Origin of the sequence: Chromobacterium phragmitis, from assembly GCF_003325475.1 — a bacterium.
In the GTDB taxonomy this organism is placed as follows: Bacteria; Pseudomonadota; Gammaproteobacteria; order Burkholderiales; family Chromobacteriaceae; genus Chromobacterium; species Chromobacterium phragmitis.
Genome location: NZ_CP029495.1, coordinates 2,672,695 through 2,685,007, shown reverse-complemented (window position 1 = coordinate 2,685,007; position 12,313 = coordinate 2,672,695). Strand labels below are relative to the sequence as shown.

The 12,313-nt window shown below is 58.3% G+C and carries 15 protein-coding genes; 10 read left to right on the top strand and 5 right to left on the bottom strand.

Annotated features, from left to right (window positions below; translation table 11 throughout):
• The first annotated feature begins 66 nt into the window (after window positions 1-66).
• The 8 genes from lysS (at window position 67) to DK842_RS12830 (ending at window position 7,103) form a co-directional block, all read left to right on the top strand.
• Window positions 67-1,575 carry a lysine--tRNA ligase gene (gene lysS / locus DK842_RS12855; RefSeq protein WP_114061795.1) on the top strand — a complete coding sequence of 503 codons (1,509 nt, stop codon included), beginning with the start codon at window positions 67-69 and terminating at the stop codon, window positions 1,573-1,575.
• A gap of 162 nt (window positions 1,576-1,737) precedes the next feature.
• Window positions 1,738-3,450, top strand: coding sequence for a hypothetical protein (locus DK842_RS23030; protein ID WP_145964032.1), 1,713 nt, complete (start codon window positions 1,738-1,740; stop codon window positions 3,448-3,450).
• Between the two features lie 27 nt (window positions 3,451-3,477).
• The gene (locus DK842_RS23025) at window positions 3,478-3,795 is read left to right on the top strand and encodes a hypothetical protein (protein ID WP_145964031.1); all 318 of its coding nucleotides are present in this window, start codon (window positions 3,478-3,480) and stop codon (window positions 3,793-3,795) included.
• A 916-nt stretch (window positions 3,796-4,711) separates the two neighbouring features.
• Window positions 4,712-5,128, top strand: coding sequence for a DUF1484 domain-containing protein (locus tag DK842_RS12850; RefSeq protein ID WP_114061794.1), 417 nt, complete (start codon window positions 4,712-4,714; stop codon window positions 5,126-5,128).
• Between the two features lie 96 nt (window positions 5,129-5,224).
• Complete coding sequence (locus DK842_RS12845; RefSeq protein ID WP_232538474.1) at window positions 5,225-5,368, top strand: DUF1484 family protein; 144 nt, start codon at window positions 5,225-5,227, stop codon at window positions 5,366-5,368.
• A gap of 69 nt (window positions 5,369-5,437) precedes the next feature.
• Window positions 5,438-5,614 (top strand): DUF1484 family protein, encoded by a 177-nt coding sequence (locus tag DK842_RS24250; RefSeq protein ID WP_408608674.1) that lies wholly within the window; start codon window positions 5,438-5,440, stop codon window positions 5,612-5,614.
• A 273-nt stretch (window positions 5,615-5,887) separates the two neighbouring features.
• Window positions 5,888-6,412: an RICIN domain-containing protein gene (locus DK842_RS12835; RefSeq protein ID WP_198414535.1), complete on the top strand. Its 525-nt coding sequence runs from the start codon at window positions 5,888-5,890 to the stop codon at window positions 6,410-6,412.
• A gap of 277 nt (window positions 6,413-6,689) precedes the next feature.
• A complete protein-coding gene (locus DK842_RS12830) occupies window positions 6,690-7,103 on the top strand; it encodes a GFA family protein (protein ID WP_114061793.1) in 414 nt (137 codons plus the stop codon).
• A 103-nt stretch (window positions 7,104-7,206) separates the two neighbouring features.
• Here DK842_RS12830 and DK842_RS12825 read toward each other — a convergent pair whose 3' ends face one another.
• The 3 genes from DK842_RS12825 to DK842_RS24245 all read right to left on the bottom strand — a co-directional run bounded on the left by DK842_RS12825 (window position 7,207) and on the right by DK842_RS24245 (window position 9,650).
• On the bottom strand, window positions 7,207-8,298 hold the full coding sequence (locus DK842_RS12825; RefSeq protein ID WP_114061792.1) for a CV39L family lectin: 1,092 nt from the start codon (window positions 8,296-8,298) through the stop codon (window positions 7,207-7,209).
• 484 nt (window positions 8,299-8,782) lie between these two features.
• Entirely contained in the window at window positions 8,783-9,181 is a 399-nt protein-coding gene (locus tag DK842_RS12820; RefSeq protein ID WP_114061791.1) for a hypothetical protein, read from the bottom strand.
• 208 nt (window positions 9,182-9,389) lie between these two features.
• Window positions 9,390-9,650, bottom strand: a complete 261-nt coding sequence (locus DK842_RS24245; protein ID WP_114061790.1) for a zinc ribbon domain-containing protein — start codon at window positions 9,648-9,650, stop codon at window positions 9,390-9,392.
• 164 nt (window positions 9,651-9,814) lie between these two features.
• Here DK842_RS24245 and DK842_RS12810 point away from each other — a divergent pair, with 164 nt between their 5' ends.
• Window positions 9,815-10,282, top strand: a complete 468-nt coding sequence (locus DK842_RS12810; protein WP_114061789.1) for a GNAT family N-acetyltransferase — start codon at window positions 9,815-9,817, stop codon at window positions 10,280-10,282.
• A 20-nt stretch (window positions 10,283-10,302) separates the two neighbouring features.
• On the opposite strand, the gene DK842_RS12805 is transcribed toward DK842_RS12810, so the two are convergent.
• Together DK842_RS12805 and DK842_RS12800 are read right to left on the bottom strand one after the other, a co-directional pair.
• Window positions 10,303-11,067, bottom strand: coding sequence for an SDR family oxidoreductase (locus DK842_RS12805; protein WP_114061788.1), 765 nt, complete (start codon window positions 11,065-11,067; stop codon window positions 10,303-10,305).
• A gap of 87 nt (window positions 11,068-11,154) precedes the next feature.
• Window positions 11,155-11,391 carry a hypothetical protein gene (locus DK842_RS12800; protein ID WP_114061787.1) on the bottom strand — a complete coding sequence of 79 codons (237 nt, stop codon included), beginning with the start codon at window positions 11,389-11,391 and terminating at the stop codon, window positions 11,155-11,157.
• Between the two features lie 169 nt (window positions 11,392-11,560).
• Here DK842_RS12800 and DK842_RS12795 point away from each other — a divergent pair, with 169 nt between their 5' ends.
• Window positions 11,561-12,265 (top strand): BPL-N domain-containing protein, encoded by a 705-nt coding sequence (locus DK842_RS12795; RefSeq protein ID WP_168191899.1) that lies wholly within the window; start codon window positions 11,561-11,563, stop codon window positions 12,263-12,265.
• The last annotated feature ends 48 nt before the right edge of the window (window positions 12,266-12,313 follow it).

The following is a 12,313-nucleotide window of genomic DNA, read 5'->3' as shown; positions in this document are numbered from 1 at the left end:
GGGGCCGGCCTTCGCGTTGTACTTTTAGTTAATTGCCGAAGGAACCCTACCCGGCACGGAGTCATCATGTCTGATCACGAACAAGCACAGGCGCAAAGCCAAGACGAAAACCAGATCATGGCGGAACGCCGCCTGAAACTGCAGGCGATCCGCGAAAAAGGCATCGCCTACCCCAACGACTTCAAACGCAGCCACTTCGCCAAACCGCTGCAGGACGACCACGCCGCCAAAGAAGCGGAAGCGCTGGAAGCCGAGAAAATCGAAGTCGCCGTCGCCGGCCGCATGATGCTTAAACGTGTGATGGGCAAAGCCAGCTTCGCCACGCTGCAAGACGTGAGCGGCCGCATCCAGGCCTTCATCTCCCGCGACAACGTGGGCGAAGACGTCTACGCCGACTTCAAGCGCTGGGACCTGGGTGACATCATCGCCGTCAAGGGCCTGCTGTTCAAGACCAAGACCGGCGAACTGACCGTGCAAGCCACCGAAGTGCGCATGCTGTCCAAGAACATCCGTCCGCTGCCGGAAAAATTCCACGGCATCGCCGATCAGGAAACCAAGTACCGCCAGCGCTACGCCGACCTCATCATGAGCGAGGAAAGCCGCGACACCTTCATCAAGCGCTCCAAGATCGTGCAGAAAGTGCGCGACGTGATGGTGGGCGAAGGCTACCTGGAAGTGGAAACCCCGATGATGCACCCGATCCCGGGCGGCGCGTCGGCCAAGCCCTTCGTCACCCACCACAACGCCCTGGACATGCCGCTCTACCTGCGCATCGCCCCGGAGCTGTACCTGAAGCGCCTGGTGGTGGGCGGCCTGGAACGCGTGTTCGAGATCAACCGCAACTTCCGCAACGAGGGGATGAGCACGCGCCACAACCCCGAGTTCACCATGATCGAGTTCTACGAAGCGTACAGCGACTACCAGCGCATGATGGAGATGACCGAAACCATCATCCGCGAATGCGCGCTGGTTTCCTGCGGCGCCACCACCGTGACCTACCAAGGCAAGGAAGTGGACCTGGGCAAACCGTTCGACCGTTTCACCATCGTGGAAGCGATCAAGCACTACAACCCGCAATACACCGACGCGCAACTGTCCGATTCCGCCTGGGTGGCCAGCGAGATCAAGCGCCTGGGCGGCAAGCTGCCCCCGGCGCCGGGCCTGGGCAGCCTGCAGCTGGCGCTGTTCGAAGAATGCGCCGAGTCGCTGCTGTGGAACCCGACCTTCATCATCGACTACCCGGTGGAAGTCTCCCCGCTGGCACGCGGCTCCGACACCCAGCCGGGCCTGACCGAGCGTTTCGAGCTGTTCATCGTCGGCCGCGAGCACGCCAACGGCTATTCCGAGTTGAACGATCCGGAAGACCAGGCCGCGCGCTTCCAGGCGCAAGTGGCGCAGAAGGACGCCGGCGACGACGAGGCGATGCACTACGACGCCGACTACATCCGCGCGATGGAATACGGCCTGCCGCCGACTGGTGGTTGCGGCATCGGCATCGACCGTTTGGTGATGTTGTTGACGGATGCGCCGTCTATCCGAGATGTAATCTTGTTCCCGCATATGCGTCCGGAGTAAGATTTAGTCCAGACACTGGGCTGATGAGAAAGCCGCTCACTGCAAGGTGGGCGGCTTTTTTCATTCATTAAAATACCTACTTATAAAGTCACACCACGGTAAAAAATCCATATACCTATACGGGTATAGAAATTTCGGGAAGAGATTGTTGAGAGAGAAATTATGAACATACAAGACATGATAGAATTTCTATTCCCAAATGGGACACAAAGTAATGAAAATTTTAACTTTGGAAAATCCGTAGAAAATTGTCCATCTTGGCCATCAGATACGTTTGCTTTTACTGCAACCATAATGGAAAAAGCCGTCCTTTTAAATCCCAAAAAGTTTACTCGCAGGAAGTCAATATCATCCGTAGCCTCAGAATGGAAAGATAATTTCTCTCCTCCTTCAGAAATAAAAAGAAGCTGGTCTTACATCTACAAGAAAAGATTAACTGCAATTGATCAAATATATAGAGATGAGAAATTAGTCTCAGAAATACATTTTTTATTTACTTGCTCTGACGAAGCTTCAGCAGGGTTAGGTTGGGGATTAGACTTTCAAGACTCCGTTTTTAGCGGACTGCTCTTCCCAAAATTAATGAAAATAGATAACTTACAGGCAATTACAAGTCAAAAACTTGAATGCCTTAGGCCTCCATACTTTCCATTCTCCTTATGCTACGCAATACCTCCCCAAAGAGCTGTAGTCACACCAAAGTCAATATGCCCATCCGTAGGATTTTCAATTCGATCTTTAAGTCATCACCTTGCACTTCATGAAGCTCAGCCTAAGCTGAAAATTTCTTGGAACTCATTGCAAAATGTCGAATCTTTAAGCCCTGAAAACTTTCTATTATCTGACGAAACAAGATTTAATGCTCTATTCATCCCGTATCCATTTGAAATGAAAGCGACTGCAATAAGACCAAGATGTCCCCCCAAAGCGAGTAAGAAAAATATTAAAAAATTTGGCTACTTTGAACTAGACCCATCTTGGATACCAGGTTTTGGAAAAGAGCAACCATGTGAAATTGCCAAGAATATATACAATGATCTTGTCAAACCTCTTCTACTTGAATCAAGAAGACACTACAAAAAAATTGATTGTGTTATCTTCCCAGAGTGTTCACTGACTGAAGAGGTTTCATATGAGCTCGCTCGTATTTTAGCTAGGGATGAATATATAAATGGCCTTAGAATTTTAATTTCAGGTGTTATAAGTAGCGTTCCAAATAAAATCCCAAAAAACAAAGCAATGTCATATTTCCTTGTTGATAATGAGGAATTTTTTCAATACGAACACTCAAAGCATCACAGATGGAAGCTTGATGTTGCACAAACGCAACGTTACAACTTTTCATCATTCCCGGCAGACAGTAATGTTGACTGGTGGGAGCACATTGACGTGGCAGAAAGACATCTACCGTTCTATACAATCCAGAGAGATGCGTGTATAGCCGTCTTGGTATGTGAGGATTTGGCACGTAACGATCCCGCACTTCCTGCTGTACGAGCTATCGGACCCAACCTCGTGATAGCATTACTGATGGATGGGCCACAGCTCACAACACGCTGGCCGGCTCGTTATGCAACAGTACTAGCTGATGACCCCGGATCAGCAATTTTAAGTGTTACTTCTGCCGCGATGGTAGATAGATCAAATCGACAAGAAACTAACGGAGTTCGCTCCGTCGCCCTTTGGAAGCACCACACGGGAAAGACTCAACATTTGATATTGCCAGATCGCCATCATGGCTTTCTTTTATCTTTAGCGGCAATGCAGAGTCAACAGGTAACGATGGATAATCGTACTGATGACAATGCTGTCAGATTTGAACTTATGGGGGCTGAGCCACTGAAAATTAGCAATCCAGCTCAGTGGCTAGGTTAATTTCCACAGCTCATTATGGAGATAAAAATGGCAAAAATTAATAAACTTAGAGCTCCAACCGAGTCAGAAAGAATATTTATTATAGAGCTAGACAAAGCTCTACGCTCATCGCTACCTCAAGTTAAATCATTTAGATCAATAGAGAACAGCTCTTTACCAGCCACCAAAAAAGAAAAAATAAGGACTGGGTGGAAAATAGAAAAAACATCATGCAGAGAAAAACTGTCACCAACGAATAACAAGAGAGAAAAACTCATTAACAGTTTTGTTCAGGCTTTCAAAGAGACAAAAAGAAATATTGAAAGCCAAGAAGTTGAAAAGAAAGATCTCATTAAAAATAGTTAGCCAACCCAATAAAGTAAAGCTCCGCACTCGGAAGCACTTGAGAAACAAGTGCTTTTTTATTTCACCTTTTCACTCAATAAAATTATAATTCATTCACTAGCCTAGCAAAGCTTGAAGTTCGCAATTCGTTTAAAGTCCGCAAATCGCGACTGAGCCACCAAGGTCAAACGGCTACCACGTAATACAGATTAGTTTGTGTCCGCTTCGCGGACTGACCGTTAAGTGCCGGTTCCGCCCGGCTGGACGGGTCCATTTCTTTTGCTTCGCCAAAAGAAATGGACGAAAGAAAAGGCGACCCAACAGCGCTGCGAAACCCCGCCTCCGAAGCCATTTTCAAGGAGCCGCCGGAACTAGCCGCGCGCTACCGTCGCGCGACGTCGAACAAACCGGCGTCTTAAAACCTTGAAAATGGCTCCGAAGTCGGCTTGCGCTGATGGGATGGGGGCAAGTCGGTTCGGTTCAGCTACCGATTAAGCAAGCCACGGCAAAATGTCATGCCCTATTCATCGCTGGCAAAACGCAAGCGCGTTTGCGACGCGCCCCAATCCCTTCAAGCCTGCCGCCGGGCAACCCCGGCAATCCAAACCATCAGCCGCGCAGCGGATTCTACGTACTGCCCCAAAGCACACCCTATTCCAGCCCCAATTGCTTGCCTAGCAAGCCTTCCAGCCGGATAATCTCAATCGTGCCGTTCAATAGCGGCACCGGGATTGGCGTCCCGCATTCAGGCGGACTTCTGTGCAAGGCTGGGCCTTGTCGCGTCCGTACACCATTGCACGTCCTCTATGGCGGGCCATGGTGGGAGCATCTATGATGCGCCGCTCCTGGATCGGTACGCCAATCCCGCCATGTGCCTGCCACCCCTACTTGGCGTTGGGGTTGGCAGGGTTAAGCACCTATCCAGGAGGGTTTTGCCATGCCTAGCATCACCCGCAGTTCATCGCATCTCGCGTTTTCCCTGAACAACCGTCATCCCGCCCGCAGCCGCTGGCTGCTGCACAATCAAGTCCCCACCCATCCGCCCAGCCTGCTGGCCATGACCCGGCTGCACGAAGCCTTTGCCGCCTTGCAAGAACAATTGGCCAGCAAAGACCAAGCAAAGGTAAGAGAGCCGGCCGCGCGCGTGGCGCATTTATGCCGGGACATCGAGCAGGCGGTGGTGGAGCCCATCTGCCACCTCGCCCACGGCCAGTTGGGTTTGCAGTCAGTCATCGAACTGCTCGCTTGCCTGGGCGATGACGTGCGCCTGCCCTCCAGCCGCATCACCGAGTTGCTGGCGCCGCTGGACAAACGCATGGGGGAGTCGCTGTCGCTGCTCACCCGCGTCCTCTAAACCACGCGCCAAAACACCGACAGCCTGTCCGCTTCTTAGCGGCAGGCTGTTTTTGATTTCGCGGAATGCCAAGACGCTGCCATGCCCGGCTGCAAGATGGCTGCATCCAATCGTTTCAAGCCGGGTATTGCACCCTACGCTTACGACGTCCGTCTGCCCTCCAGCCGCATCACCGAGTTGCTGGCGCCGCTGGACAAACGCATGGGCGAGTCTCTGTCGCTGCTCACCCGCGTCCTCTAATAAATCACGCGCCATAAACACCGACAGCCTGTCCGCTTCCCAGCGGCAGGCTGGTTTTGATTTCGCGGAATGCCAAAGTGGTGCAATGCCCGGCTGAAAGGTAGTTACATCCAATCGTTTCAAGCCGGGTATTGCACCCTACGCTTATACGACGCCAGCCTGCAGCCCAGCCGCATCAAGGAATTGCTAGAGCCGCTGGACAAACGCATGGGCGAGTCGCTGACGCTCCTCACCCGCGTCCTCTAAATCACGCGCCATAAACACCGTCAACCTGTCCGCTTCCCAGCGGCAGGCTGTTTTTGATCGGGTGGAGGCCCGCTCGCTTCAAGACTGCGTCTTCTGAATTGTAAATTCCGTTTACTCGCCTCCAAGCCTTGCCCTGCCAGGCTTTCCGCCGTCCCGCCTCCTCCCCGCCGCGCGCACCGGTCAAACGCGGTTACACAATCGCCAAGCGGCGCCACGGACTGGGCAGGCAATGGCTTTTACACTCGCTGTCCAACAAAATACAGACAGCCTGAAATGAAACTCATCGCCTTCGTCATGATGGGAGCCGCGCTTGCCAGCAGCGGCTGCCGCACCCTGGCCAATCAAAACATGCAAGCCGGCGCCGCCTACCCCTACGGCTACCCGGCCAATTCCTCCGCCAGGAAACCGTACCAGCCGGAAACTCAGCCGCGCATGCTGCTGGCCAGCGGCGGCCGCTGCCTGGACCTTGCCGGCGGCAGCGCCGCCAATGCGCCGCTGCAGCTATGGGATTGCCATGGCGGCGGCAATCAGCGCTTCCGCCTGGTCAATGGCCAGCTCAAATCCGGCAACCTGTGCCTGGATGTGGCCGGCGGCGATACCCGCCGGGGCGCCAAAGTCATCGCCTATGCCTGCCATGGCGGCAGGAACCAGCAGTGGGAATGGGCCAACGGCATGATGCGCAGCAAGCTGAACAGGCTGTGCCTGGATGCGGAAGGCGGCAATACCCGCAATGGCACGCCGCTGATTCTGTGGGATTGCCACGGCGGAGCCAACCAGCGATTCACCTGGTGGGCATGATCGCCAGTCCGGGCTTGGCGGCCCATGGCATCACCCGCGCCGCGGGCTCATGACGCCCGCCAGGCCAATCCGGCCCCGGCCGCGTCTTGCCGAAATGCGGCGGCTGCCCGCCAAGCGCTTCACAGCGCAATTCCAAATGGATATAGTCTGCTTTCGCCATTCGTCGCCGCTCCGCGCGCAGGCTGACTGCTCTCGAAACGGGTTTGCCGCATCGGCCAGCCACCATTGATACGCGGTGCCGACGCAATGGCCATGACCAATCAGCAGGGAGTTGTGCATGAGTTGCCAATACACCGGGCAGTGCCTTTGCGGCGAAATCCGCTATGTCGTGGACGCCGAGCCGTTATTCGCGGGAAACTGCCATTGCAAGGACTGCCAGAGAAGTTCGGGCGGCGCGTTCATCCCCGCCATGCTGTTTCCCGAGTCGAGCGTTGCGATCCACGGCGCGGCCAAGTATTTCGAAACCACCGCGGATAGCGGCCATACCCACGGCCGGGGCTTTTGTCCCCATTGCGGCTCGCAATTGTTCGCCAGGTTCAGCCGCTTCCCCGGCATGCTGGGCATCAAGGCCGGCACGCTGGATGATGCCTCGCGCTACGCGCCCAAGCTGGATTTCCACGTGGCCAGCGCCGCGCCCTGGGACTTCATGGATCCCCGGCTTCCCAAAAAGCAAGGCCCGGCCCAGGACTGAACCGCCCGAATCGCTTCAAAACAACAGGCCCTCCCGATCAAGGAGGGCCTGGCGTTCGATCCGGCCGGTCCGCGCCAACCGGAATCCTTGGCTCAGCTTGGCGTCAAGCCGTTTTCGGCAGCTCGAAACCGGCGTGCCACTTGCCCTCGGCGTCTTGCCACGACACCAGGTAGACATTGCCTTGCGCGTCGGAGCCCACCACCTGCAGATAATGGTTGTTGCCATTGCCGGCGGCCAATTGCGAGAAGCTGCCGCTGTAGCCGGACGGCTGCGGCAGCGTCAGGCCGCCGTGCCAGTTGCCGCCGTTGTCCTGCCACGAGATCAGATAGGCCGTCCCATTGCCGCCGATGCCGAACACCTGCAGGTAATTGCTGTTGCCGATGCCGGTGACCAACTTGGCGAAAGTGCCGTTGTAACCGCTGGGCTTGGGCAGCGCGAAGCCAGGGTGCCAGTTGCCGCCGTTGTCCTGCCAGGCCACCAGATAGGCGTTGCCGTCGGTGCCGATGCCCAGCACCTGCAGATAATTGCTGTTGCCCACGCCGGTGGCCAGCTGCGTGAAGGTGCCGTTGTAGCCGCTGGGCTTGGGCAGCGCGAAGCCAGGGTGCCAGCTGCCGCTGTTGTCCTGCCAGTTCACCAGATAGGCGTTGCCGTCATTGCCCACGCCCACCACTTGCAAGTAGTGGTCGTTGCCGTTGCCGGTGGCCAATTGCTGGAAACCGCCGGCATAGCCGCTGGGGTTGGGCAGCGGCATGCCCGCGTGCCAGTTGCCGCTATTGTCCTGCCAAGCCACCAGATAAGGCGTGGTTTCCACCCGCGCGCCGATCACCTGCAGGTAGTTGCTGTTGCCGGAGCCGGTGATCAGGGGGCCGCCGCTGTAGCCGCTGGGCTTGGGAAGCGGCATGCCGCCGTGCCAGCTGCCGCCGCCGTCCTGCCATGACACCAGATAGGGGTTGCCGTCCTCGCCCGCGCCCAATACCTGCAGATAGCTGCTGTTGCCGATGCCGGTCGTCAGTTGGAAAAAGTGCCCCTTCGGATAATCGGACGGAACCGGCAAGGCGAAGCCGGCGTGCCAGTTGCCGCTGGAGTCCTGCCAGTCCGTCAGATAGGCGGCGTCCGTGAAATTGGCCAATCCCAGCACCTGCAGATAATTGCTATTTCCGTTTCCTACAGCCAGGCCATGAAATTGCGATGACATATCGTCACTCCTTGAGTGGAAGCTGCATGCGGGCTTGCGATCTTGACGCTCGGCATTCTTGCTTGAGCCCCGCCACTCTAGTCCAAATAGAAATTCGGCAAGCCGTGCTTTAGGACGGAAAGATAGGAAACGGCGTCTTCATGCGGTTTGTGCTTAGAGCGGCTTACAAAATTCAGTTTTACGTCTGAGGCATGGCGCGCCGACGCAGCGCAACACAAGGCGTACGCCAAGCCGGCGCGACGCAGCATCAGGATTTTTGTTTGCCACTCTGAGTCCTGGCGCATCGACAGATTCGCCTGCCTTGCGCGACAGGGGCTGCCGGCCTCCCGCCGCGGAAAGCCGCGCCGCGCTATCCGGTCCAATCAGTTGTCCGCAGAGGCAAAGACGCTGGTGATATCCATCATTCAGCCCTATTGCCGGGGCGCGCATGCGCGATAAGGCCGACACCCTGCGCGCCCGCCGGCATACCGATGGCCAAGCCCGATCAGGCTTGCTCCTGGTAGGCGCGCATCACCTCCAGGCAGTGGCTCAAGGCCTGCACCTGGTCCCAGCAGCCGATATTCCGGCTGCCTTCCAGCGTGCTCAGCGTTTCCGCCACCAGATCGAAGCGCTCCGGTATCGAATGGCCATAGCTGATGTTGAGCACGCGGATGGTCATCGCCAGGCCCAGGCTGCGGCTTTCGGCAGGGGTGAGGCGGCCGGCTTTCAGCCATTCGCCGATCACGGCCTGGGCCTCGCCGGCGGTGATGTCGCTCAGGTTCGCCTTGCGGGGCGCGGCCGCGGTGTCCGCCTCGGCCCGGCGATGGCGCCACAGCCGGGACAGGCCGGCAAGAAAGCCTGGGCGCGGCCGCTGTTGCGAGGCATGCAAGGATAGAATGGCCATGATCCTTCTCCTAGGCTAGCGATGACGCAATGAATGGTTGTCGCGAGATGCCATCCCGGCTGCCGTCGGAGAGGCGCCTGCGCCAATTCATGCTTATAGCATGTCAATCTCCAGCGTAGAACGTGCCGAATTGCCATTCAATTGGTTAATATACCTATTAGAATTAAATGAAAATATCAAGCCTCTGTGCCTAATCCCCGCCTTGCCGCTATCTCAAAACCTGCCCGCACTGGGAACAGAATCTTGCAGCCGCATCCGCCTCGCGCCCGCATTGGCCGCAACGGCTAGGCGCAAGGCTGGAACCGCAATGCTGGCAGAACCTGGCGCCGGAATCGTTGCCCTGGCGGCAAGCGGGGCATGCGATCGCCGGCGCGGCCGCCGGATATCCGCTTTCCCGCCCGCGCGGCCCGTGGTGGCCGCTTGCATGGCGATCATGACGCCGCCCAAACCATTTGCCGAAATGACTCATCTTGCTTCTCCCGCATCCTGTGGAATGGAGATTGAAATCCCTGTAGCGGCTACAGGGTCAAGCGCTTGCCGCGGCTATTGCGCCAGTGACTTTCCAAACCCGTTACAATCCACCGATATGCCATTTGAGATGGCGACAATCCCGCTACAGAAATGAGGAAACGCATGCGCGACGACGTGGTGATCAGAGAAGCCGATGCCGGCGATTATCAAGGCTGGCTGCCCTTGTGGGAGGGCTATAACGCGTTTTACGGCCGGGAAGGGGAAACAGCGCTGCCGGAGGCGATTACCCGGCAAACCTGGGCGCGCTTCCTGGATGGCGCCGAGCCGATGACGGCGCTGGTGGCCGAACGCGAGGGCCGCCTCATCGGCCTGGCGCACGCCATTCGCCACCGCAGCAGCACCCGCCTGGCGGACGTGTGCTACCTGCAGGATTTGTTCACCCTGCCGGAAGCCAGGGGGCGCGGCGTGGCCCGGGCGCTGATAGACGCGGTGTGCCGCCTGGCCAAGGCAACCGGCTGCGACCGCGTTTACTGGCAAACCCACCAGACCAACCATACCGCCCGCGCGCTGTACGACAAGGTGGCGGAGCACAAGGGCTTCATCGTCTATGGCCGCGACTTGCAGATGTGAGCCCCCCCCCCCGCCTCCCGCTAGACGCGGTTGATGGAAACGCCGCCCTCCACCCGCATCGCGCTGCCGGTGACGAAGCTTGCGGCATCCGATGCCAGGAACAGCGCGGCCTGCGCGATCTCCTCCGGCCGGGCCAGCCGCTTCAGCGCGTGCAGCCCCTCGACAAAGCCGCGCGCCTCCGGCGTGGGCGCGGCGGCGCGCCCCATCTCGGTGTCGGTTCCGCCCGGCAGCAAGGCGTTGGCGCGAATCCCGCGCGCGCCGTATTCGGCGGCGATCACCTGCGTCAGGCCGATCAAGCCGGCCTTGCTCGCCGCGTAAGCGCCCATTCCGGGGAAACCGGCCGTGTGGCCGACAAAGGTGGAGGTGAATATCAATGAGCCGCCGCCACGCTCCAGCATGGCGGGAATCTGCTGGCGGGCGGCCAGGAAGGCGCCGGTCAGATTGGTATCCAGCGCCAAGCGCCAAGCCTCCGGCGTGGTTTCGTGGACGGGCGCGCTGCCGCCCATCGCGCCGGCGTTGTTGAAGGCGATGTCCAGGCCGCCGTATCGGCGCACCGCAGTCTCCACCGCCCGCTTCGCGGTGGACTCCTCCCTCACGTCGCCGGCGACGATGGCGATCTCCCCGCCCTCCAGCCGTATGCAGGCCGCCAGCAATTCCAATTCGTGCGCGCGCCGCGCCACCGCAACCACCTTGGCGCCCTCTCGCGCGAACAAGCAGGCCGCCGCCCGGCCGATGCCGGCGCTGGCGCCGGTGACGATGGCCACCTTTCTGTCAAGCCGTCCCATATTCACTCCGCGTTTTCCATTGATGACAGGCGGAGTCTGGAACACGGCGCCGGAGACGGCGACCCGATTCTTGCCGAACGATCCCGGTTACTGGAACGGATCTCCGTAATTCTGCAGTTTCTTGCGCCCGCACTCCTGGCAGATCACATAACGGTCCACCAGGTCGATCGCGGCCGCGCCGCCTCCGCCCCAGCCGGAGAAGAAACTATCGAGAAAAGCCTTCAGCTTTTCCTTGCGGCTGGCGCCGTATTTGGACGGTTTTTGCCGGACCCACTCCTTGTGCTCGGTTTCCTTGCCGCAGCGCTCGCAGCATTGCTTCGCCATCGTCTTGTTCCTTTGCTTGGCAGATCGCGCAAAATAAACCTTATTGTCATGTTTTGTAAATGCGCGGCAACAATCCGTCTTCAAACTCGCAAAAGATCGCCATATTCCGCAAACCGCGCCTGAGCAATCATTCATCACCATCATGCAGGCCCATTATCAGGAAGACGGAATGAAAACCTTGCTGGCGCTCGCGCTATTGCTGTTCACCTGCTCCGCGCCGGCCCGAGACGTGGGCATCTTCAACGGGGCCGGCGTTTGCCCGGGCTGCGCCGAGGCTGTCGCCGCCTTTTTCGATCCCCAGCGCGACACCGTGCAGTACTTGAACGAGAGCAATCTCGATTCGGCCCGGCTGAAACGCATTTCGCTTTACGTGCAGCCAGGCGGCTCGGATGACATAGACGAGACGCTGGATGCCTTGCGGCCAGCCCAGGTTCAAGCCTTGCGCCGTTTCGTCGCCGACGGCGGCGGCTATCTGGGCATCTGCGCCGGCGCATACCTGGCCGCCCGCTACAGCTCGGCGGCGGACAAAAAGCCCGCTTACGGCCTGATCGCGCTGCCGGAGCTGAACGCGGAAACCGCCAGCGCCAAACCCTCGCTGCTCCCGATTCGGTGGGGCGGCCGCGAGCGGATGGCCTACAACCAAAGCGGCCCCCACATGGGGAAAACGCCGCCGCCCGGCGCATCCGTCCTCGCCCGTTACCGCGACACCCGCCGCATCGCGGCGCTCTCCGCCCCCTACGGCCGCGGCAAGGTGGTGCTGATCGGCCCGCATCTGGAGGCGGATGCAAGCTGGTACCGCGAGGACGGGCTCAGTCTGGCGCACGGTCTGAATCAGGACCTGTTCCGACAGGCGCTGTCCTCGTTCCCCGACTGACGCGCCGCAGCCTGGCGCTTGCATCTGGAATATCGCCGTGCTAGCATT